We start from the raw sequence: 20641 nt of genomic DNA on the forward strand, positions 1-20641 counted from the left end.
TTTATAGGAAAAAGTAAGATGAATAAAATGTATATATAAGGGTTTATATAACCTAGAAAATTTATATTGTTAAGCACTAATGCTTGAACAAGCAAAAGAACAATAAATCGTACAATATTTGTGAAAACAATACTATTCATCAATTTGATTTAATAATTCTATTTCTTGAGCATCTTTATTTTCAATAATGTAAACATATGCTATGTTAGTCATGTCATTAAACAGCTCTACATCTATAGTGTATACATCTTCAGTTTCATCAAGTGTAAAAGAAATAACCTTTCCTATTAAAATATCTTTAGGGAAAATTGATGAATTCCCACTAGTGGTTATAGTATCTCCAACAGCAATAGGAACTAAGCCTTGTATGTCAGTTAATTGAGTAATGTTAGGTGATTTACCATTCCATTTTAAGGTTCCAAAATGATTGGTCTTTTTAATTTTGGCATTGATACGACTATTTGAATTTAGAATTGACATTACTCTAGCATATTTGTTAGATGTGTTGTCAATTATTCCAACTATACCTTTTGATGAAATAACTCCAAAATCCTGTTTAACACTATCATTAGTTCCCTTGTTTATGGTTAAATAGTTGTTGGTTTGAGAATAGCTGTTTTTGTAAACTTGCGCAGGTGTTAAGCGGTAGTTTTTTGCCAATGTAGTATCTATAGCTATTTTATTTTCAGAATTAAATAATAAGCTTTTTAAGTTATTGTTTTCTTCTTGAAGCTTAAGATTTTCTTCTTTTAAATTAAAATATTGATTGATGTTATTAACAGACTCATATACACCTCCAGTTAAAAAGTTAGCTGAATTAATAAACTTGCTTTTATGATAAGAGTGTGATTGTATGGTTAAAAACAGCGATATAGTAAACAACAGCAAGAAGAACAAAAAGTTTTTGTTTCTTATAAAGAAATTAATAAGTTGCTGCATTATTTATACTCTATTTTATCAATACACTTTTGTATTTAGGAAGGTTTTTAAGCACAATTCCTGTACCTCTAACAACTGCTCTTAATGGGTCTTCAGCAATATAAACAGGTAAATCAGTTTTTTGAGATAAACGTTTGTCTAAACCTCTTAACATAGATCCACCACCAGCTAAATAAATTCCAGTATTATAAATATCTGCAGCTAATTCTGGAGGTGTTTGCGATAAGGTTTCCATTACAGAATCCTCGATTCTTAAAATAGACTTGTCTAAAGCTTTAGCAATTTCTCTATAAGATATTTGTACTTGTTTAGGCTTACCTGTAAGTAAGTCACGTCCTTGAACACTCATTTCTTCAGGAGGTAATTCTAAATCTTCTGTAGCAGCACCAATTTGAATTTTTATTTTTTCAGCAGTACGATCTCCAACATAAAGGTTATGTTGCGTACGCATGTAGTAAATAATATCATTTGTAAAGACATCACCTGCAACTTTTACAGATTTGTCACAAACAATTCCTCCTAATGCAATAACAGCTATTTCAGTTGTTCCTCCACCTATATCAACAATCATGTTCCCTTTTGGCTGCATGATATCCACACCTATACCAATAGCAGCTGCCATTGGTTCGTGTACTAAGTACACTTCTTTCCCGTTTACACGCTCACAAGATTCTTTAACAGCTCTCATTTCTACTTCTGTTATTCCAGAAGGAATACAAACAACCATTCGTAAAGCAGGCGCAAATAATTTCTTTTTAAGTGCAGGTATGTTTTTAATAAACATACTTATCATTTGCTCACTAGCATCAAAATCGGCAATTACACCATCTTTTAATGGTCTAATGGTCTTAATGTTTTCATGGGTTTTCCCTTGCATTAAACTGGCTTCTTTACCAACAGCAATTATTTTTCCAGAAATTCTATCTCTGGCGACAATCGAAGGACTGTCAACGACAACCTTGTCGTTATGAATAATAAGTGTGTTCGCTGTACCTAAATCTATTGCAATTTCTTCAGTTAAGAAATCAAAAAATCCCATGTGTTACTGTAAATTATGAGGGTTGTTAATACTTGTTTTATCGAGTCATTGTAAATGTACTAAAATATACGTTACAATTTTGAAAATGGACTTTTAAAAAACAGTAAATTTTGTTAAATAATTAATGCTTAAAATGACGTGTTCCTGTAAATACCATAGAGACGTTGTTTTCGTTGCAATAATCAATGCTTAATTGGTCTTTAATTGAGCCTCCAGGTTGAATCACAGAAGTTATTCCTGCGTTTTTAGCAATTTCCACACAATCAGGAAATGGGAAAAATGCATCACTAGCCATAACTGCACCATTTAAATCAAAATCAAATGAATTAGCTTTATGGATAGCTTGGTTTAATGCATCTACACGACTTGTTTGTCCTGTTCCACTCGCACAAAGTTGCTTGTTTTTAGCTAATACAATTGTGTTAGACTTTGTGTGTTTGCATATTTTTGAAGCAAATAATAAATCACTTAGCTCTTGCTCTGTAGGATTTGTGTTTGTAGCATTGCTTAGCATGTCTTTTGAATCTGTAATACCATCTTTATCTTGAACAAGAATACCATTTAAACAAGTTCGTACATTAGTTTGTGGTAACTCAATATTGTTTTGAATAAGGATGATTCTATTCTTTTTACCTTTTAAAACGTCTAAGGCTTCATTAGAGTAAGAAGGAGCAATTACAACCTCGCAGAATAATTTGTGAATTTCTTCAGCAGTTGCAAGGTCAATTTCAGTATTACTAATTAAAATACCACCAAAAGCAGAAACAGGATCTCCAGCTAAGGCATCAGTGTAAGCTTGGTGTAAAGTATCGCGTTGTGCTAATCCACAAGCGTTATTGTGTTTTAAAATAGCAAATGTTGGTGCTTCGCCTTTAAATTCGTTCATTAAATTAACAGCAGCATCAACATCTAATAAGTTGTTGTAGCTTAGTTCTTTACCGTGAAGTTTGTTAAACATAGCTTCAAAATCACCAAAGAAAAAACCTTTTTGATGTGGGTTTTCACCATAACGTAGTGTTTTACCTTTAGTTTCGCTTATTTTTAAAACAGTTTCTTCTTTTTCAGCATTAAAATAATTGAAAATAGCACTGTCGTAATGAGAAGATACATTAAATGATTTAGCTGCAAAACGTTTTCTGTCTGCTTCAGAAACACTTCCATTATCAGCAGAAATTAACTCTAAAAATTCAGCATAGTCATCAACTGAAGATACACAAATTACATCTTTGTAATTTTTTGCAGCAGCACGAATTAAAGAAATGCCTCCAATGTCAATTTTTTCGATAATATCTTGAGTGCTTGCTCCAGAAGCAACTGTTTTTTCAAAAGGATATAAGTCAACGATAACAGCGTCAATTTGAGGAATGTCAAATTCAGCTAATTCAGCAACATCTTGAGCGTTGTCTTGACGATTTAAAATACCACCAAATATTTTTGGATGTAAGGTTTTAACTCGACCTCCAAGAATTGATGGATATGATGTAATGTCTTCGGCAGGTACAACGTCTATGCCTAAGTCATTAATGAATTTTTGTGTTCCACCTGTAGAATAAATAGTTACTCCTTGTGCGTCTAATTTTTTTACAATTGGCTCTAAACCATCTTTACTAAAAACCGAAATTAATGCCGATTTAATTGTCTTGCTGTTACTCATTTTGTTGTGTTGTGTTTTAAAGTTGCAAAAGTAGCAATTAAAAGAAGAAAAAACAGTAGAGTAATTGTATAAAGTATAAGTTTTTTTAACGAAAACGTTTACTTATCAACAAAGCTATTTTTTGAATTATATTTTTTATAAGTCGATTAGACTAAAATAGTAGCTACTTGGCTACAAACAAACTCTAAAAAATGCTCGTCATCTTTGGTGAATGGATCTGGAGTGTTAGAGTCTATGTCTATTTGACCAATATTTTCACCATTAACAAAAATAGGAATAACAATTTCTGCTTTTACAGTTATACTGCAAGCAATATAATTGTCTTGAGCAGCAACATCTGGTACTACAAAATTTTCGTTGCTTACAGCTACTTGACCACAAATGCCTTTTCCAAAAGGAATAATAGTATGATCTGTTGGTTCGCCAACGTAAGGACCTAATTTTAGTTCGTTTTTATCGCCATTTTTAAAATAAAAACCAACCCAATTGTAATAGTCTATATGAGCTTCAAGTAAAGAACAGATATTATATAGACGCTTTTCTATAGTTAAATCTGAGTTAGTGATAATAGAAGTTACTTCAGGTTTTAATTGCTCAAAATTCATGGATAAAAATTTTTGGTAAAAATATTTAAATTCATCTAAAAGGCTCACCCTTTTTAAGTAAATTTCGACAAGAATTTACGCTAGTTATTTTTTTGAAAGCACTTTTAGTGAAATATAAGTCGGTTTTAAAGTTTATACTTACATTTTTATTAGTATATGCAGTATTAACAATTGGTTATAAATTGTATTTAGATAATTCGGATGGTTCTAAATTTTATCCTGATTATTTAACTAATTTAACAGCTAAGCAAAGTAAATTGTTGTTACAAGAAGTTGGTTATGAAACACAAATAACTCCACATCCAGATGAAGCTTCTATGATGCTAATTGTTAAGGATAAATTTGTGGCTAGAGTAGTCGAAGGCTGTAACTCAATAAGTGTAATTATTCTTTTCATTTCTTTTGTTATAGCTTTTGCTGGCAAATGGAAAACTACAGCTATGTATATTTTGTCAGGAAGTGTGTTAATTTATTCCGTGAATCTTATTCGTATTGTAATTCTATCTATTGGGCTGTATCATTATCCTTGGAGAAGAGAAATATTACACACAGTAATTTTTCCATTAATAATTTATGGGATGGTGTTTTTATTATGGATGTTTTGGGTAAATCGTTTTAAAAGTTTTCAAAAGCAAAATGTCTAAAAGCGTAACATACATATTAATTTTTGTGCTATTTACGTTGTTAGTGCTAATTCGATTTTTCGAAGATTACTTGTTTTACGATCCATATTTGCAGTTTTTTGAAAATGACTATTTATATATAGATAATCCAAGAAGAGAAGTGTTTAAGCTAACTGTATTCACATCATTAAGATATGATTTGAATTCAATTATTTCCATCGGAATTATTTACTTGTTTTTTAAAGAGAAGGCTATGGTGAAACTCTCGTTACTCATTTATGTAGTAGCTTATGTGTTTTTACTTGCTGCATTTTTATATTTCGTAATTAATCCTAGACAAGAAGATTATTATTTATTCTTTAATGTACGACGCTTTTTTATTCAACCATTAATATTAATAGTGCTTCTGCCAGCTTTTTATTACCATAAACTCAAGAGGTAGTTTTTGTTAATCTATTGTAAAAGATTATAGGATAATTGAAATTTTAGTATTTTTGCATTGTGTTAAAACAACTTGTTTTTAAAATATCATCTTTTAGTTTAGCATTGCTAGTAATGTTGTCAACAGTTTCTTTTACAGTTGAAAAACATTTTTGTGGTAATGTGTTGGTTGATGTAGCTGTTTTTTCTGAAGCTAAAGACTGTAGTGGAAATGTTAGCAGTGATACTGAGAAAACAACTATGAAAAAGAAAAGTTGTTGTAAAGATGAGGTGAATGTTATGGAGGGGCAGGATGAATTAAAGGTTCGTTCGTTTGATGATATTCAATTTGAGCAACAATTGTTTTTAGCATCATATGTGTACTCATATGTTAATCTTTTTGAAGGGTTACCACAGCTTGTAGTGCCTCATAAAGATTATTCTCCACCCAATTTGGTCAAGGATATTCAAGTAGTTGACCAAGTATTTTTAATTTGATTTTTAAGTAAAATGTGTTTTGCAAGCATCCATTTGAATATGGCGCGCTTTGTTGTATATCAATAAATTGCTTGTACAAATTAATCGTAACTTAAAAATTGAATATTGAAACAATTAATATATATATTGATGTTGCTTCCTTTTTTCGCATTGTCTCAAAACGAGATTAATGGTGTAATTCTAGAAGCAGATTCAAACGATAAATTAATACCATTACCAGGAGCTAATGTGTATTGGTTAAATACTACTGTTGGAGTAGTAACAGATATTAATGGAAAGTTTACTATTCCATATCAAAATGAATATAAAAAATTAGTAATAAGTTATGTTGGGTTTAAAACAGATACTATTACTATATCTCAGCCTAAGTATATAAGACATACGCTTACATCTACTAGTGATTTAAACGAAATTACAGTTACTTCTAGAAAAAAGGCATCTGCAACTTCTTATTTAGAATCACGAAATATTATTAATGTAAGTAGTGATGAGTTATTAAAAGCTGCTTGTTGTAATCTGTCAGAGAGTTTTGAAACAAATCCATCTATTGATGTGAATTTTGCTGACGCAGTTTCAGGAACACGACAAATAAAAATGTTAGGCTTAAAAAGCCCTTATATTTTAATTACAACTGAAAATGTGCCTTCTATTAGAGGAGCTTCGCAAGCTTACGGATTAAGTTTTATTCCTGGTACTTGGGTAGAAAGTATACAAATTACAAAAGGAGCAGGTAGTGTTACTAATGGATTTGAGAGTATTGCAGGACAAATAAATACTGAGCTTAGAAAACCAACTACAGACGATAAGTTCTTTTTAAATCTTTATGGTGCTAGTAGTGAACGTTTAGAATTAAATACGCACTTTAATACTAAGCTTAGTGAAAAATGGGCAACAGGATTGTATGTTCATGGTAATACACATAATGAAGAACATGATGTAAATGATGATGGATTCCTAGATATGCCATTATATAATCAAATAAACGTAATGAATCGTTGGCAGTATACAGATACCGAAAAAGGGTTTGTTAGCTTTTTTAATTTTAGAGTATTAAATGATGAAAAGCAATCTGGTCAAGTAGATTTTAATCCTAAAACAGATAAGTTAACTACCAATGCTTGGGGAAGTGAAATTGATACAAAGCGAATTGACGTTTCTGGTAAGTTTGGATATGTAAATCCAGAGATTCCTTATCAAAGTCTAGGGTTACAGCTAGCTTATAGTAATCATAATCAAGACTCGTATTTTGGGTTAAATGAATATGATATTGATCATAGTAGTTTTTACGCAAATCTTGTGTATAATACTATTATTGGAGACTCTCGACACAAAGTAAAAACAGGATTGAGTTTTTCTAATGATGATTATGATGAAAAAGTTAATGCAACTAATTATAAGAGAACTGAGAACTCTGTAGGTGCTTTTTTTGAATATGCATTCGATAATTTAGATGCTATAAACTTAACAGCAGGTTTTAGAGTGGATCATAGTAATTTATTAGGAACTTTTGTAACACCTAGAGTGCATCTTCGTTATACGCCTTGGGAAAAATCGGCATTTAGAGCATCTTTTGGTAGAGGAAAACGTAGTGCTAATATTTTTGCTGAAAACCAAAACATATTTGCTACTTCAAGAGCTATTAATGTGGTTGAAAGTGGTGGCGAAATATATGGATTAGACCCAGAAATAGCATGGAATTATGGTGTGTCTTATTTACAAGGATTTAATTTATTTGGAAGAAAAGCTGATGTGACTGTCGATTTTTATAGAACAGATTTTAAAAATCAAGTAGTTGTAGATTACGAAAATCCTCAAGAAATTAGTTTTTATAACTTACAAGGAGACAGTTATGCAAATAGTTTTCAAACAGAATTAAACTATAACGCTGCTGAAGGTTTAGATTTAAGGTTTGCTTATAAGTTTTATGATGTACAAACACAATATACATCAGATAAATTAACAAGACCTCTAACACCAAAGCATAGAGTATTTGCAAACGCATCCTATGAAACTAAATTAAAACCCAATGGATCACGTTGGAAGTTTGATACAACCTTTAATTGGTTGGGTAAACAACGTTTTCCTTCAACAGAAAGTTACCCATTAGAATATCAAGTAGATAAATACTCACCAACATTGGCAACATTAAATGCTCAAATCACAAAAGTGTTTTCTAAAAAATTTGAAGTATATTTAGGAGGCGAGAATTTAACAAATGTAAAACAAGACAATCCAATTTTAGGAGCAGATGATCCTTTTGGAGGTAACTTTGATACTACATTTGTTTATGGTCCAATTTTTGGAAGTATGTATTACGCAGGATTAAGATTAAAATTAAATTAAAATGAAAAAAGTATTAGTATTAAGTATGATGTTATTTGGATTAATAACATTCGCGCAAAACAAAAACGCAAGAGCATCTATTGAAGTTGATGGTGTATGTATGATGTGTAAGGATAGAATTGAAAAAGCTTGTATTAAGACCAAAGGTGTTAAGTCTGCGGTTTGGAATGTAAAAACTCACGAGCTTAAATTAATTTTTGACGAACGTAAAACGAGTTTAGATACTATTAGAAAAAGTATCGCAGCAGTTGGTCATGATACAAAAGAATTAAAAGCATCAGATGAAGCTTATGAGAGTATTCATCCTTGTTGTAAGTATAGAGACGAGGAAGTTATAGAGGATCATAAAGAAGAAAAACCAATTAAAAACTAATCAATCATGAAAAAAGTAATTTTAATGTTAGCACTTATGTTTAGTGTAAGTGCAGTGTTTGTGTCTTGTAAAGACAGTGAAAAAGAAAAAACACATAACGAGCATGCTGCTGATAAAGCAGATTTAGCTTTAAATGAAAAATACCAATGTCCAATGGATTGCGAAAAAGGAAAGACTTACGATGAAGAAGGATCTTGTCCTGAGTGTAAAATGGACTTAAAGAAGGTTGAGAAAAAAGAAACTCATACACATGCAAATGGAGAAACGCATGAGAGTCATGATAATGAAAAAAAGAAGAAAACTGGTCATGAAGGTCACAATCATGATTAACAATAAAAAACCCAAAGCATATTGCTTTGGGTTTTTTATTGTTCTTTTATTATTTTTTTCTTGTCAAAAACAAAATTATGATGCTAGTCAAATTGTAGCAAAATCTATTGAAGTGCATGGAGGATTGAAAAAATGGAGAAGTATTAAAGAAATTTCATTTGATAAAAAAACTATTCTGTATTTTCCTGATGGAACAATTGAGAAAGAGTTAAACCAACATCAAATGTTTAGTTTTGTTAATGGTTTAAAGGGTAGTATTCAAGATTTAAACAAAGAAGGAATGCATGGTTTTGATTTTGATGGAAAATCATTTTTGGTAACAGATAATGATTCGATAAGAAAAGTTGAGGATGTAAATGAAATAGAATCTTTTAAATATTCTTTTTTTGCTTCTCATTATGTAATATGCCAACCTTTTGAATTGCTGAGTGAAAATGCTGAATTGATATATAATGGAATGTCTTTAGTTGATAATAAAGAATATTACAGTGTTAATGTTAGTTATAAGGATGATGACAAAGATTCGGATAAATGGACTTATTTTTTTGATGATAAAACATTCAATTTGATGTCATGTAAAGTTGATTTAACAGATCATACAAGTTTGATTGAGAATTTAAAGTATGATAATTCTACAGGGTTCAAGTTTAATGCCTATCGAAAAAGTTATAGATTAAATGAAGTAGGAGAAAAAGAATATTTAAGAGCAGAATATTGGTATTCAAATTATGAAGTAATATTAAAATAAAAAGCCTCAACAATTTGTTGAGGCTTTTTATTTTTTATGTGTCTAGGTCTCTAGATTACATCATTCCTGGCATTCCGCCTCCCATTGGTGGCATTGCAGCTGCAGGATTATCTTCTTTAATATCTACTAAAGCACACTCTGTAGTTAAAATCATTCCAGCAACCGAAGCAGCATTTTCTAAAGCAACACGAGTTACTTTTTTAGGATCGATAATTCCAACTTTAAGCATGTCTACATATTCGTCGTTTTTAGCATCGTAACCAAAGTCTTTTTTGCCTTCTAAAACTTTATTAATAACAACACTTCCTTCACCACCAGCATTTTCTACAATAGTACGTAAAGGTGCTTCAATAGCACGAGCAACAATTTGTATTCCTGTTACTTCGTCTAAGTTGTTTGTAGTTATTTTTTCTAAAGTTTTCTTAGCTCTAACTAAAGCTACACCACCACCAGCAACAATACCTTCTTCAACAGCAGCTCTTGTAGCATGTAATGCATCATCAACACGATCTTTCTTTTCTTTCATTTCTACTTCACTAGCAGCACCAACATAAAGTACAGCAACACCACCAGCTAATTTAGCTAAGCGTTCTTGTAGCTTTTCTTTGTCGTAATCGCTAGTTGTAGTTTCTATTTGCGCTTTAATTTGGTTTACACGAGCTTTAATGTTAGATGCGTCTCCGTTACCATTAACAATAGTTGTGTTATCTTTATCAATAGTTACAGTTTCAGCAGTACCTAACATGCTTAAATCAGCATTTTCAAGAGAGAAACCTCTTTCTTCAGAAATTACTGTTCCACCAGTTAAAATAGCGATATCTTCTAACATTGCTTTACGTCTGTCTCCAAATCCTGGAGCTTTAACAGCAGCAATTTTTAATCCACCACGTAACTTGTTTACTACTAAAGTAGCCAATGCTTGACCATCTACATCTTCAGCAATGATTAATAATGGACGACCAGATTGTGCAACAGGTTCTAATATTGGAAGGATTTCTTGTAAGTTAGAAATCTTTTTGTCGAATAATAAAATGTATGGATTCTCTAAATCTGCAATCATTTTATCAGCATCAGTTACAAAGTAAGGAGATAAGTAACCTCTATCAAATTGCATACCTTCAACAACATCTACATAAGTATCTGTTCCTTTAGCTTCTTCAACAGTAATAACACCTTCTTTACCAACTTTACCAAAAGCTGTAGCTATTAATTCACCAATTGTATTGTCGTTATTTGCAGAAATAGAAGCTACTTGCTCAATTTTTTCAGAAGAGTTACCAACTTTTTTAGCTTGTTTTTCTAAATCAGTAGTAATAGAAATTACAGCTTTATCAATACCACGTTTTAAATCCATTGGGTTAGCGCCAGCAGCAACGTTTTTTAAACCTTCTTTTACGATAGCTTGTGCTAAAACCGTAGCAGTAGTTGTTCCGTCTCCAGCTAAATCGTTAGTTTTAGAAGCTACTTCTTTTACCATTTGAGCTCCCATGTTTTCAAGCTCGTTTTCAAGTTCAACTTCTTTAGCAACTGAAACACCGTCTTTAGTTACAGAAGGTGCTCCAAAACTTTTACTAATAATTACATTACGTCCTTTAGGTCCTAATGTAACTTTTACTGCATTTGCTAATGCATCCACACCACGTTTTAAACCATCGCGTGCCTCTATATCAAATTTTATATCTTTTGCCATGTCTTTGTTTTTTAGTTTTTAAGAATTAAACGATTGCAAGAATGTCGCTTTCGCGCATAATTAAATAGTCTTTTCCTTCTAATTTTAATTCGGTACCTGCATATTTACCATATAAAACAGTATCTCCATTTTTTACAGTTAAAGGTTCGTCTTTTGTTCCTGTTCCTATGGCAACAACTTTACCTTTTTGAGGTTTTTCTTTTGCATTATCTGGAATAATAATTCCTGAAGCAGTTTTTGTTTCTGCTTGCATTGGTTCTATAAGAACTCTGTCTGCTAATGGTTTAATGTTTAAAGCCATTGTGTTTTATATTTATTTTAATTAATATTTGTTTTAACGCTAAAGCGTTATTCTAAAATTGTGCCAATAGGTTTAGACTGACAAACTTGCAGAAACAAAAAAGCCAACGAAATTTCGTTGGCTTTTTTGTTAGTATTTTTTGTCAGTTTATTGAACTGAGTCGTTACTTGTTGGGTTAGCAACATCTGTAGCAGTGTTATCTGTTGTAGCTGCTGGTTGCGATGTTGTTGTTGCATCACCATCTAATGCTTTAGATTCAGAATCTCCAGAAGGACCTCCAATAGCAATGTTAGATAATAATATTAATACTAATAATAGTGTAGCTAATGCCCAAGTACTTTTATCTAAAAAGTCGGTTGTTTTTTGTACACCACCTAATTGTTGTGTGCCACCACCACCGAAAGATGATGATAAACCTCCTCCTTTAGGATTTTGTACCATAATAACTACTACAAGTAGAAATGCTACAACTACGATTAGGACTAAAAATATTGAAAACGTACTCATTATTATTTATTGTTTTGTTCTTGTAATTCTTTTACTGCTTGAATTTGGTCTGCAAAGAAACTACTTTTTTCTGGATATTTCAAACTTAATATTTTATAAGATTGAATTGCTTTATCATAGTTTTTTTGTTCAAGGTAAATTCGCGCTAAAGTTTCTGTCATTAAAGACTCTGGTTGCATGATACGCTCATTTGCAATGTTATGCGTTTTAGTGTCTTTTTTTACAGGTTCAATTTTAGGGTTGTTGGTAATGAACTTATCAATTAGATCAAATTTCTTTTGTTTTTGCTCTTTATTTTTGTCACTAACTGGTTCTATTTGCTCATTTTGTTCTCTAATAATAGGTTTAAAGCTGGTAATTTTTAGCCATTCAGAGAATGAGTGTACTTCACTTTTATTAAACTCTAGAGGTTTTCCTATCTCTAGTTTTTCTTCTGGTGATGTTTCTTTAATGTTGTTGTCAACATTAATAGCAGTTTTTTCAATCTCTTGAGGTGTAGTTTCTTCTTTAGCTTTAAATAAAGAAGGATCTAAAACAGGTTCTGCGTCTTTAATATGTTGTTTTAAAGCATCGTCAATGACTACACTTTTATTGATAGAAATATCTTCAAAGTCATTAACATCAATGGTTTTTAGATGTTGAATGTTTTGTTTAATATGTAGTGAAATCTCATTTTGAAGAAAGTCTTCTGAAGTAATGAAATCAAATAAAACACTTCTGTCGGTTGTGTAAGCAGCAGTAGTTTTTAATTCTTGATTGTATTTAAAACTTTCTTTGTTTTTTAAGCCTTTAAGGTAAAGAGCTCTTGCTGATTGAAAATATGGGAATTCATTAATAATAGATTGTACATCACTAATCTGTTTAGCGTTTAAAGCTTTTGGATGTTGTAGTAAATATGTAAAATCTGTTGTGTTCATTTATAGAATTACCATTTTGCTAATGAAGCATTGATTATATCTTGTGTAATGCGGTCAAATATTTCGGTTACAGCAGTGTCTTTTTGACTTCCAACTAACTGTGCACTTCCTGCGTAATCATAAAAAAATGAAAAACGCTTTTCAAACTCAGCATCTTCATCATACTTGTCAAAAAACCTCACATTCACAGCAATAGTTAGCCTATTTTGTGCTGCTGTGTTGTCTGCTGTGGCTGTAGTTGGAGAGATTCTATATTCTACGATTTCTCCTTCATATGTTATATCTCCATTTGAAGTCACTAAACTTAAGTTGGTTTGATTTTGGATTAAATCTTCTAGAGCTATTTTAAAATCACGTTCTAAACCTGGTTCAATTAGAGGTGCATTGTTTTGAAAATAATTTACTTGAAAAGTTTTTGTTTCAGGACCTAACGAAATGCCTGAAAACGAGTATGCACCACAACTAACAATAGTTATTGTTAAAGCTAAAAAGAGTATTCGTTTTATGTGTTTCATTTTATATTAAGCTAAAGCTTATTGTATTGTTTAATGTAAATAACGTATAAATATAAAAAGCATTATAGTATTTACAACTACTTTATCTTTGCTAAAGATCGAACTGTTTTATTTTTCTATATAGTGTACGCTCACTAATGCCTAATTCGGCAGCTGCAAGTTTACGTTTTCCGTTGTGACGTTCTAAAGATTTCTTTATTAACTCTAACTCTTTATCATGTAATGATAATGTTTCCTCTTCTTGAACCTCTTCAGCAAAATGATATTTGTCTTCTTCTGGTGTTTCCTCAATAATTTCAATAGCAGGTGTAATAGGTTCTGACGTTTGTTGAGGAATAGAGAGTACTTCTGTTCTACTAGTGTCTACAATATCTTCATCATCTTTACTGTAGATTTTTTGAATTAAGCCTTCATTGTTTTTTTGAACATCTTGAGTGTTTCCACTTTTCATAAGCTCCATTGTGAGCTTTTTTAAGTCGTTTAAGTCACTTTTCATATCAAAAAGCACTTTGTACAAAATTTCACGTTCGTTACTAAAATCGCTTTCAGCTTTTTGTTTACCAATAACAGCAGGTAAGTTGCTTCCAACATCAGGAAGATAACCTCTTAAGGTGTCTGTTGTAATTGTACGGTTACGTTCAAGTACCGAAATTTGTTCAGCTACATTACGCAATTGTCTAATATTACCACTCCATCTGTATTTTTGTAATAATAGAGTAGCGTTATCATCTAGACGAATTGTTGGCATTTTGTATTTAATAGCAAAGTCACTAGCAAACTTTCTAAATAATAAATGAATATCGTCTTTACGTTTGCGAAGTGCTGGTAAATGAATTTCTACAGTACTTAATCTGTAATAAAGGTCTTCTCTAAATTTTTCTTTTTGAATGGCTTCAAACATATTAACGTTTGTAGCTGCTACAATACGTACATTGGTTTTTTGTACTTTACTAGAGCCAACTTTAATAAATTCACCATTTTCTAAAACACGTAATAAACGTACTTGAGTTGTTAGTGGTAATTCACCAACTTCATCAAGGAAAATGGTGCCGCCATCAGCCACTTCAAAATAACCTGAACGTGTTTGTGTAGCTCCTGTAAAGGCGCCTTTTTCGTGACCAAACAATTCACTGTCTATCGTTCCTTCTGGTATAGCACCACAATTTACTGCAATATATTTTCCGTGTTTACGATGAGATAATTGATGAATAATTTTTGGAATACTTTCTTTACCAACACCACTTTCACCAGTTACTAGTACAGAAATATCAGTTGGGGCTACTTGAATGGCTTTTTCAATAGCACGATTTAAACCAGCATCATTACCAATAATGCCAAAACGTTGTTTTATTGCTTGTACTGATTCCATGTTTGGTTAATTGTTATCTGAATATCCAACGGCTTCTCCCATTAAAGTAGCACTTGTACAATCAGTTATTTTTACATTTACAAACTCACCAACTTTATAGTTTTCTTTAGGGAATACTACCATAGTGTTTTGGCTGTTGCGACCAGCCCAATGAGCATCTGAACGTTTTGATGATTTCTCAATTAACACTTCTTCAACTTTTCCAACATGTGCTTGTGTGCGTTCTAAACCATGTTTTTGTTGTAATTGAATAATTTCGTTTAATCTGCGCTTTTTTACATCTTCAGGAATATCATCTTCCATTTTACGTCCAGCCATGGTTCCTGGTCTTTCAGAATAAGCAAACATGAAACCAAAGTCGTATTTTACATATTCCATTAAGCTTAATGTGTCTTGATGGTCTTCTTCAGTTTCTGTAGGGAAACCTGCAATCATATCTTGACTAATTGCACAATCTGGAATAATACGTTTTATGTTATCTATCATTTCAAAATACTCTTCACGTGTATGTTGACGGTTCATTTCTTTTAAAATGCGATTACTACCACTTTGAACAGGTAAGTGAATGTATTTACAAATGTTTTTATGTCTAGCCATGGCTTCAATAACATCCATGGTCATATCTTGTGGATTAGATGTAGAGAAGCGAAAACGCATTTTTGGTTGCGCTTTAGCGCATAAATCTAAAAGATTAGCAAAATTAACTGAGGTTGCTTTTTGCATTTCAGAAGCTTTTTCAAAATCTTTTTTTAGACCACCACCATACCATAGGTAGCTATCTACGTTCTGCCCAAGAAGTGTTACTTCTTTAAAGCCTTTACTCCATAAATCGTTAATCTCTTCAATAATACTTTGAGGATTTCTACTGCGCTCACGACCTCTAGTAAAAGGTACTACGCAAAATGTACACATATTGTCGCAACCTCTAGTAATAGATACAAAAGCAGTAACACCATTACTGTTAAGTCTTACAGGAGCAATGTCGCCATAAGTTTCTTCTTTAGATAAAATTACGTTTACAGCGTCACGACCTTCATCAACTTCGGCAATAAGATTAGGAAGGTCTTTATAAGCATCTGGACCTACAACCAAATCAACAATTTTTTCTTCTTCTAAGAATTTGCTTTTTAAACGTTCTGCCATACAACCTAAAACACCAACCTTCATGCTAGGATTAATCTTTTTTACAGCATTGTACTTTTCTAAACGTTTGCGAACGGTTTGTTCTGCCTTGTCTCTAATAGAGCATGTGTTTACCAAAACTAAATCGGCATCTTCAAGGTTTTGAGTAGTGTTAAATCCTTCGTTTTGTAAGATTGATGCAACAATTTCACTATCACTAAAATTCATTTGGCATCCATAACTTTCAATAAAAAGTTTACGTTGGTTGCCTTCTTTTTTATTCATAATAAGGCTTTCACCTTGTTTTTTCTCGTCTATAATCTTTTCCATAAGTCGCTTTGAAACCTTTGATGGTCAATAAGTATGCAAAGATACAATTAATTTGGGTTTTATGACAAAGTGGCAGATTAAGATTTTTTGATTTCATAGAATAAACCAGTTTCTTTGAAAGTATATTAATACAACCAAACAAAATTATTATGAATACACTTAGTTCAATTAAAGAAAAAGTGGCGCGTTCTAAAGACTTAGATTTTGGAACAATTTTTAGCGAATCAATAGAGCTTTTTAAAAAGACATGGCTTCAAGGTTTTTTATTGCAAATATTTACCATTGTTGTGATGTTACCTCTTATAATTGTGCTCTATATTCCATTGATAGGTTTAGTTATAGCTCAAGCTGAAGGAGGTTATGGTGATCCAGATGCTTTTAGTGGCTTTTTTGCAGGAATGTCTTTGTTGTACATATTATTTGTCTTTGTTGGAATTTTTGTGTTAGGAGCTGTTTCGGTAGCGCTAAATGCAGCTTTTTTTAGAATGATGCATAAATTAGACGATAATCAACAGGTGTCAACTTCAGATTTTTTCTATTTCTTAAAAGGAAAACACTTAAGTAAGTTGATGTTGCTTATGATAATTTCAACGTTAATAGCTATACCAGCTGCTTTATTGTGCTATATTCCTTTAATATATGTAATTGTACCAATGTCATATTTTTCATTGGTTTTTGCTTTTAATCCGGAACTAAGCGTGGGAGATATTGTGAGTGCAAGTTTTAGTATTGGTAATAAAAAGTGGTTGATTTCTTTTGGGTTAGTTATTGTAGCTTCTTTACTTTCTCAAATAGTTGGAGCTTTATTATGTGGTATTGGTGTTTTATTTACAGCTACATTTGTTTATCATCCAACATATTTAATATATAAAAATGTGATTGGTTTTGAAGAGGGTAGTGAAATTGCTCAAATAGGAACTTCTAACGAATAAGAAATAGCGAATGGCAACTTTTGAAGATGTAAAAAGAAAAATAGAAATTAACAAAGAAGTTAGTTTTGGTGATGTTTTAGATAATTGTTTTACCTTATTTAAAAAGATTTGGTTAAAAGGTTTTGTGGTCATAATTATTATTATGGCTATAGCTTTTTTAATGAATTTACTATTTACTGCAATTGGTTTAGGGACAGATTCAAACGTTTTTCTTTTGGATGGGGATTTTGATTTTTATTCAGTGTATTCAACGCAAATATTATATGGTTTTCCACAGACTATAATAATGAGTACTATTACAATTGGCTTATTGGCAGGATTTTATAAAATATGTAAGGAAGAGGATGTAAATAATAATCAAATAGATCATTTCTTCCACTATTTTAAGTCTGAGTGTTTTTCTAAGCTTTTTATGTTAGGTATTATTTATTCTGCAATAGCTTTAGTCGCACAGTTAATGTTTATGATACCATATATATATGCATATGTACCACTTGCTTATTTTTCTATAGTTTTTTCAAATAATCCAGATTTAAGTGAAATGGAAATAGTAAAGCTTAGTTTTAATATTGGTACAAAAAAATGGTTAGTATCTTTTGGTTTGTTGTTTGTATGTGCAATAATAGGAATGTTAGGGATAATAGGTTGTGGTATAGGTCTTTTGTTTACAATTTCAATTGCATATTTGCCAGTTTACTTTATATATAAGGAAGTAGTTGGATTTGATGATTTAACAGAGATTGACCAAATAGGAACTAGTCAAATGGATTAAATTTTCTTTAAATATTATGTTAAAAGCCTGCGTTTAGCAGGCTTTTTTATGCGTTTTATCTAGCTTAAAAATTTGCGAATAAAAAAAATCATATACATTTGTACCTCTTAAAAAACAAAATATGGCTAAGAATTTAGTGATTGTTGAGTCACCTGCTAAGGCAAAAACTATTGAAAAATTTCTCGGAAAAGACTTTAAAGTTGAATCTAGTTTTGGACATATAGCAGATTTACCTTCAAAGGAGTTGGGAGTTGATGTTGATGGAGATTTTAAGCCAAAGTATCAAGTCTCTAAAGATAAAAAAGCAGTAGTTAAAAAACTAAAAGATTTAGCAAAGAAAGCTGAGTTGGTTTGGTTGGCTAGTGATGAGGATCGTGAGGGAGAAGCTATTGCGTGGCATTTAGCAGAGACATTAAAACTTGATAAAGAAAAGACAAGAAGGATTGTTTTTCATGAAATCACAAAGTCTGCAATTAAGAAAGCAGTAGAGAATCCAAGAGGAATTGATTATAATCTTGTAGATGCACAACAGGCAAGACGTGTGTTAGATAGAATTGTAGGTTATGAGTTGTCGCCTGTATTATGGAGAAAAGTAAAAGGAGGTTTATCGGCTGGTAGAGTACAGTCTGTGTCAGTAAGACTTATAGTAGAAAGAGAAAGAGAAATTCAATCTTTCACTCCAGAAGCTTCATATAGAATAGATGCTGAATTCAAAACCGAAAAAGGACAAGTTTTTAAAGCGAAGCTGCCTAAGACATTTGCTTCAAAAGAAGAGGCTCAAAAGTTTTTAGAGTCAAATATTTCTGCTGATTTTAGTGTTGCAGATCTTCAGAAAAAACCAGCAAAAAAATCACCTGCTGCACCTTTTACAACTTCAACACTTCAACAGGAGGCTTCTCGTAAGTTGTATTTTTCAGTAAGTAAAACAATGACCATGGCACAGCGCTTGTATGAAGCTGGTTTGATTACTTATATGAGAACAGATAGTGTAAACTTATCTGATGAAGCTAGAAGTGCAGCTGAGGAAGAAATTAAGAAAGCTTACGGTTCAAACTATAGTAAACCTAGAAATTATAAAGGAAAATCAAAAGGAGCTCAAGAAGCGCATGAGGCAATTAGACCAACCGATTTTTCAAGACATTCTGTGGCTGTAGATAGAGATCAAGCACGTTTGTATGAGCTTATTTGGAAAAGAGCAATTGCATCTCAAATGAGTGAAGCTCAGTTAGAGCGAACTAATGTTAAGGTGAAAGCGTCAACACATAATGATACATTTAGTGCTAACGGAGAGGTAATAAAGTTTGACGGATTTTTAAAAGTGTACTTAGAAGGTACTGACGAAGAAAATTTAGAGCAAGAAGGAATGTTACCTGCGTTAGAGGTTAATGAAACTTTGCTTAATAATTATATTACTGCAACCGAACGTTATTCAAGACCACCTTATAGATTTACTGAAGCATCTTTAGTGAAAAAATTAGAAGAGTTAGGTATTGGTAGACCATCTACTTATGCGCCAACAATTTCTACAATTCAAAATAGAGGTTATATAGAAAAAGGTACTGTTGAAGGAGTAGAGCGTAACTATTCGCAATTAACTTTAAGTAATGGTGCTGTAAATGATAAACTATTGACAGAAAAAGTAGGTTCAGATAAAGGTAAGTTAGTGCCAACAGATATTGGTATGATTGTAACCGACTTTTTAGTAAATCATTTTGAAGCAATTTTAGACTATAATTTTACAGCTAAGGTTGAAGAAGATTTCGATGATATTGCTGAAGGTAAAGAAGATTGGACTAAAATGATGAAAGACTTCTATAAAGGATTCCATCCACAAGTAGAAGATGTGAAGCAAAATGCCGAAAGAGAATCTGGTGAGCGTATTTTAGGTACAGACCCTAAAACAGGAAGACAAGTAAGTGTTAGGTTAGGTAAGTTTGGACCAATGGTGCAAATAGGAACTGTTGATGATGAAGAGAAACCTTTATTTGCTAGTTTGTCTCCAGACCAACAGCTAACAGCAATTACTTATGAGGAAGCAATGGACTTATTTCAACTTCCTAAAGATCTTGGTGTTTACCAAGGTGAAGATATAGTAGTTAATAATGGACGTTTTGGGCCATATGTTAAGTTTGGAAAAAAATACGTGTCATTACCAAAGGGTAAAGATCCTTTAACTGTAGAGTTAGAGGATGCAATTATTCTTATTAAAGAAAAAGAAAAAGCTGATGCGCCTATTTATGAATATCAAGGGTTGCCAGTTCAAAAAGGAAAAGGACGTTTTGGACCATTTATAAAATGGAACAATATGTTTATTAATGTAAATAAAAAATACGACTGGGATAATTTATCTGATAATGATATTATCACTTTAATTGAAGATAAAATTCAAAAAGAAAAAGATAAACTAATCCATGTTTGGGAAGAAGAAGGTATTCGTGTTGAAAAAGCGCGTTGGGGACGACACAATATTATTAAGGGGAAAACAAAAATAGAACTTCCTAAAACAGTTGACGTATCAAAATTTACTTTAGAAGAAGTGCAGGCAATAATAGAAAAGAATGCACCAAAGAAAAAAACTACCAAAAGAAAAACCACAGCAAAAAAGAAATAACTT

General features: G+C 31.7%; 21 protein-coding genes. 10 read left to right on the top strand and 11 right to left on the bottom strand.

Annotation, left to right across the window (positions count from 1 at the left end; genetic code table 11):
* Positions 1–132: 132 nt before the first annotated feature.
* The 4 genes from mreC to ACLII3_RS08835 form a co-directional block, all read right to left on the bottom strand.
* The gene (mreC, locus tag ACLII3_RS08820; RefSeq protein ID WP_412983867.1) at positions 133–939 is read right to left on the bottom strand and encodes a rod shape-determining protein MreC; all 807 of its coding nucleotides are present in this window, start codon (positions 937–939) and stop codon (positions 133–135) included.
* Positions 940–949: 10 nt separating this feature from the next.
* Positions 950–1978, bottom strand: a complete 1029-nt coding sequence (locus tag ACLII3_RS08825; RefSeq protein WP_412983868.1) for a rod shape-determining protein — start codon at positions 1976–1978, stop codon at positions 950–952.
* A 121-nt stretch (positions 1979–2099) separates the two neighbouring features.
* Positions 2100–3632, bottom strand: coding sequence for a bifunctional phosphoribosylaminoimidazolecarboxamide formyltransferase/IMP cyclohydrolase (purH, locus tag ACLII3_RS08830; protein ID WP_412983869.1), 1533 nt, complete (start codon positions 3630–3632; stop codon positions 2100–2102).
* A 146-nt stretch (positions 3633–3778) separates the two neighbouring features.
* Positions 3779–4237: a GAF domain-containing protein gene (locus ACLII3_RS08835; RefSeq protein WP_412983870.1), complete on the bottom strand. Its 459-nt coding sequence runs from the start codon at positions 4235–4237 to the stop codon at positions 3779–3781.
* 92 nt (positions 4238–4329) lie between these two features.
* Between ACLII3_RS08835 and xrtF the strand changes: the two genes are divergently transcribed.
* From xrtF to ACLII3_RS08870, 7 genes are all read left to right on the top strand, one after another.
* On the top strand, positions 4330–4881 hold the full coding sequence (gene xrtF / locus ACLII3_RS08840; RefSeq protein ID WP_412983871.1) for an exosortase family protein XrtF: 552 nt from the start codon (positions 4330–4332) through the stop codon (positions 4879–4881).
* The gene (locus tag ACLII3_RS08845; protein ID WP_412983872.1) at positions 4874–5302 is read left to right on the top strand and encodes an exosortase F system-associated membrane protein; all 429 of its coding nucleotides are present in this window, start codon (positions 4874–4876) and stop codon (positions 5300–5302) included. The genes xrtF and ACLII3_RS08845 overlap by 8 nt, the downstream gene beginning before the upstream one ends.
* A gap of 59 nt (positions 5303–5361) precedes the next feature.
* Positions 5362–5778 carry an HYC_CC_PP family protein gene (locus ACLII3_RS08850; RefSeq protein WP_412983873.1) on the top strand — a complete coding sequence of 139 codons (417 nt, stop codon included), beginning with the start codon at positions 5362–5364 and terminating at the stop codon, positions 5776–5778.
* A 129-nt stretch (positions 5779–5907) separates the two neighbouring features.
* Positions 5908–8121: a TonB-dependent receptor gene (locus ACLII3_RS08855; RefSeq protein WP_412987909.1), complete on the top strand. Its 2214-nt coding sequence runs from the start codon at positions 5908–5910 to the stop codon at positions 8119–8121.
* Between the two features lies 1 nt (position 8122).
* Positions 8123–8494, top strand: coding sequence for a heavy-metal-associated domain-containing protein (locus ACLII3_RS08860; protein WP_412983874.1), 372 nt, complete (start codon positions 8123–8125; stop codon positions 8492–8494).
* Between the two features lie 6 nt (positions 8495–8500).
* The gene (locus ACLII3_RS08865; protein WP_412983875.1) at positions 8501–8824 is read left to right on the top strand and encodes a heavy metal-binding domain-containing protein; all 324 of its coding nucleotides are present in this window, start codon (positions 8501–8503) and stop codon (positions 8822–8824) included.
* A complete protein-coding gene (locus ACLII3_RS08870) occupies positions 8802–9572 on the top strand; it encodes a DUF6503 family protein (protein WP_412983876.1) in 771 nt (256 codons plus the stop codon). Before ACLII3_RS08865 ends, ACLII3_RS08870 begins: the two co-directional genes overlap by 23 nt.
* 55 nt (positions 9573–9627) lie before the next feature.
* On the opposite strand, the gene groL is transcribed toward ACLII3_RS08870, so the two are convergent.
* From groL to miaB, 7 genes are all read right to left on the bottom strand, one after another.
* Positions 9628–11262, bottom strand: coding sequence for a chaperonin GroEL (gene groL / locus ACLII3_RS08875; protein ID WP_412983877.1), 1635 nt, complete (start codon positions 11260–11262; stop codon positions 9628–9630).
* 25 nt (positions 11263–11287) lie between these two features.
* Entirely contained in the window at positions 11288–11563 is a 276-nt protein-coding gene (gene groES / locus ACLII3_RS08880) for a co-chaperone GroES (protein WP_412983878.1), read from the bottom strand.
* Positions 11564–11710: 147 nt separating this feature from the next.
* Complete coding sequence (gene secG, locus ACLII3_RS08885; RefSeq protein WP_412983879.1) at positions 11711–12070, bottom strand: preprotein translocase subunit SecG; 360 nt, start codon at positions 12068–12070, stop codon at positions 11711–11713.
* 2 nt (positions 12071–12072) lie between these two features.
* On the bottom strand, positions 12073–12987 hold the full coding sequence (locus ACLII3_RS08890; RefSeq protein WP_412983880.1) for a hypothetical protein: 915 nt from the start codon (positions 12985–12987) through the stop codon (positions 12073–12075).
* 8 nt (positions 12988–12995) lie between these two features.
* The gene (lptE, locus tag ACLII3_RS08895; RefSeq protein ID WP_412983881.1) at positions 12996–13502 is read right to left on the bottom strand and encodes an LPS assembly lipoprotein LptE; all 507 of its coding nucleotides are present in this window, start codon (positions 13500–13502) and stop codon (positions 12996–12998) included.
* Positions 13503–13593: 91 nt separating this feature from the next.
* The gene (locus ACLII3_RS08900) at positions 13594–14871 is read right to left on the bottom strand and encodes a sigma 54-interacting transcriptional regulator (RefSeq protein WP_412983882.1); all 1278 of its coding nucleotides are present in this window, start codon (positions 14869–14871) and stop codon (positions 13594–13596) included.
* Between the two features lie 6 nt (positions 14872–14877).
* A complete protein-coding gene (gene miaB / locus ACLII3_RS08905; RefSeq protein WP_412983883.1) occupies positions 14878–16323 on the bottom strand; it encodes a tRNA (N6-isopentenyl adenosine(37)-C2)-methylthiotransferase MiaB in 1446 nt (481 codons plus the stop codon).
* A gap of 149 nt (positions 16324–16472) precedes the next feature.
* Between miaB and ACLII3_RS08910 the strand changes: the two genes are divergently transcribed.
* The 3 genes from ACLII3_RS08910 (at position 16473) to topA (ending at position 20638) form a co-directional block, all read left to right on the top strand.
* The gene (locus ACLII3_RS08910; RefSeq protein WP_412983884.1) at positions 16473–17255 is read left to right on the top strand and encodes a hypothetical protein; all 783 of its coding nucleotides are present in this window, start codon (positions 16473–16475) and stop codon (positions 17253–17255) included.
* Positions 17256–17265: 10 nt separating this feature from the next.
* Complete coding sequence (locus ACLII3_RS08915) at positions 17266–18027, top strand: hypothetical protein (RefSeq protein ID WP_412983885.1); 762 nt, start codon at positions 17266–17268, stop codon at positions 18025–18027.
* 121 nt (positions 18028–18148) lie between these two features.
* The gene (topA, locus tag ACLII3_RS08920; RefSeq protein WP_412983886.1) at positions 18149–20638 is read left to right on the top strand and encodes a type I DNA topoisomerase; all 2490 of its coding nucleotides are present in this window, start codon (positions 18149–18151) and stop codon (positions 20636–20638) included.
* Positions 20639–20641: the final 3 nt, after the last annotated feature.

The sequence above is a fragment of the Pontimicrobium sp. IMCC45349 genome, from assembly GCF_047219225.1.
Taxonomy (GTDB): Bacteria; Bacteroidota; Bacteroidia; order Flavobacteriales; family Flavobacteriaceae; genus IMCC45349.

Coding starts and splice junctions, on each gene's coding strand:
- ACLII3_RS08855 (WP_412987909.1), top strand. CDS start 5,908: ATGTTGCTTCCTTTTTTCGCATTGTCTCAAAACGAGATTAATGGTGTA.
- ACLII3_RS08910 (WP_412983884.1), top strand. CDS start 16,473: ATGAATACACTTAGTTCAATTAAAGAAAAAGTGGCGCGTTCTAAAGAC.
- ACLII3_RS08845 (WP_412983872.1), top strand. CDS start 4,874: ATGTCTAAAAGCGTAACATACATATTAATTTTTGTGCTATTTACGTTG.
- ACLII3_RS08825 (WP_412983868.1), bottom strand. CDS start 1,978: ATGGGATTTTTTGATTTCTTAACTGAAGAAATTGCAATAGATTTAGGT.
- ACLII3_RS08870 (WP_412983876.1), top strand. CDS start 8,802: ATGAAGGTCACAATCATGATTAACAATAAAAAACCCAAAGCATATTGC.
- miaB (WP_412983883.1), bottom strand. CDS start 16,323: ATGGAAAAGATTATAGACGAGAAAAAACAAGGTGAAAGCCTTATTATG.
- ACLII3_RS08835 (WP_412983870.1), bottom strand. CDS start 4,237: ATGAATTTTGAGCAATTAAAACCTGAAGTAACTTCTATTATCACTAAC.
- ACLII3_RS08865 (WP_412983875.1), top strand. CDS start 8,501: ATGAAAAAAGTAATTTTAATGTTAGCACTTATGTTTAGTGTAAGTGCA.
- ACLII3_RS08860 (WP_412983874.1), top strand. CDS start 8,123: ATGAAAAAAGTATTAGTATTAAGTATGATGTTATTTGGATTAATAACA.
- lptE (WP_412983881.1), bottom strand. CDS start 13,502: ATGAAACACATAAAACGAATACTCTTTTTAGCTTTAACAATAACTATT.
- mreC (WP_412983867.1), bottom strand. CDS start 939: ATGCAGCAACTTATTAATTTCTTTATAAGAAACAAAAACTTTTTGTTC.
- ACLII3_RS08890 (WP_412983880.1), bottom strand. CDS start 12,987: ATGAACACAACAGATTTTACATATTTACTACAACATCCAAAAGCTTTA.
- ACLII3_RS08915 (WP_412983885.1), top strand. CDS start 17,266: ATGGCAACTTTTGAAGATGTAAAAAGAAAAATAGAAATTAACAAAGAA.
- secG (WP_412983879.1), bottom strand. CDS start 12,070: ATGAGTACGTTTTCAATATTTTTAGTCCTAATCGTAGTTGTAGCATTT.
- ACLII3_RS08900 (WP_412983882.1), bottom strand. CDS start 14,871: ATGGAATCAGTACAAGCAATAAAACAACGTTTTGGCATTATTGGTAAT.
- purH (WP_412983869.1), bottom strand. CDS start 3,632: ATGAGTAACAGCAAGACAATTAAATCGGCATTAATTTCGGTTTTTAGT.
- groL (WP_412983877.1), bottom strand. CDS start 11,262: ATGGCAAAAGATATAAAATTTGATATAGAGGCACGCGATGGTTTAAAA.
- topA (WP_412983886.1), top strand. CDS start 18,149: ATGGCTAAGAATTTAGTGATTGTTGAGTCACCTGCTAAGGCAAAAACT.
- groES (WP_412983878.1), bottom strand. CDS start 11,563: ATGGCTTTAAACATTAAACCATTAGCAGACAGAGTTCTTATAGAACCA.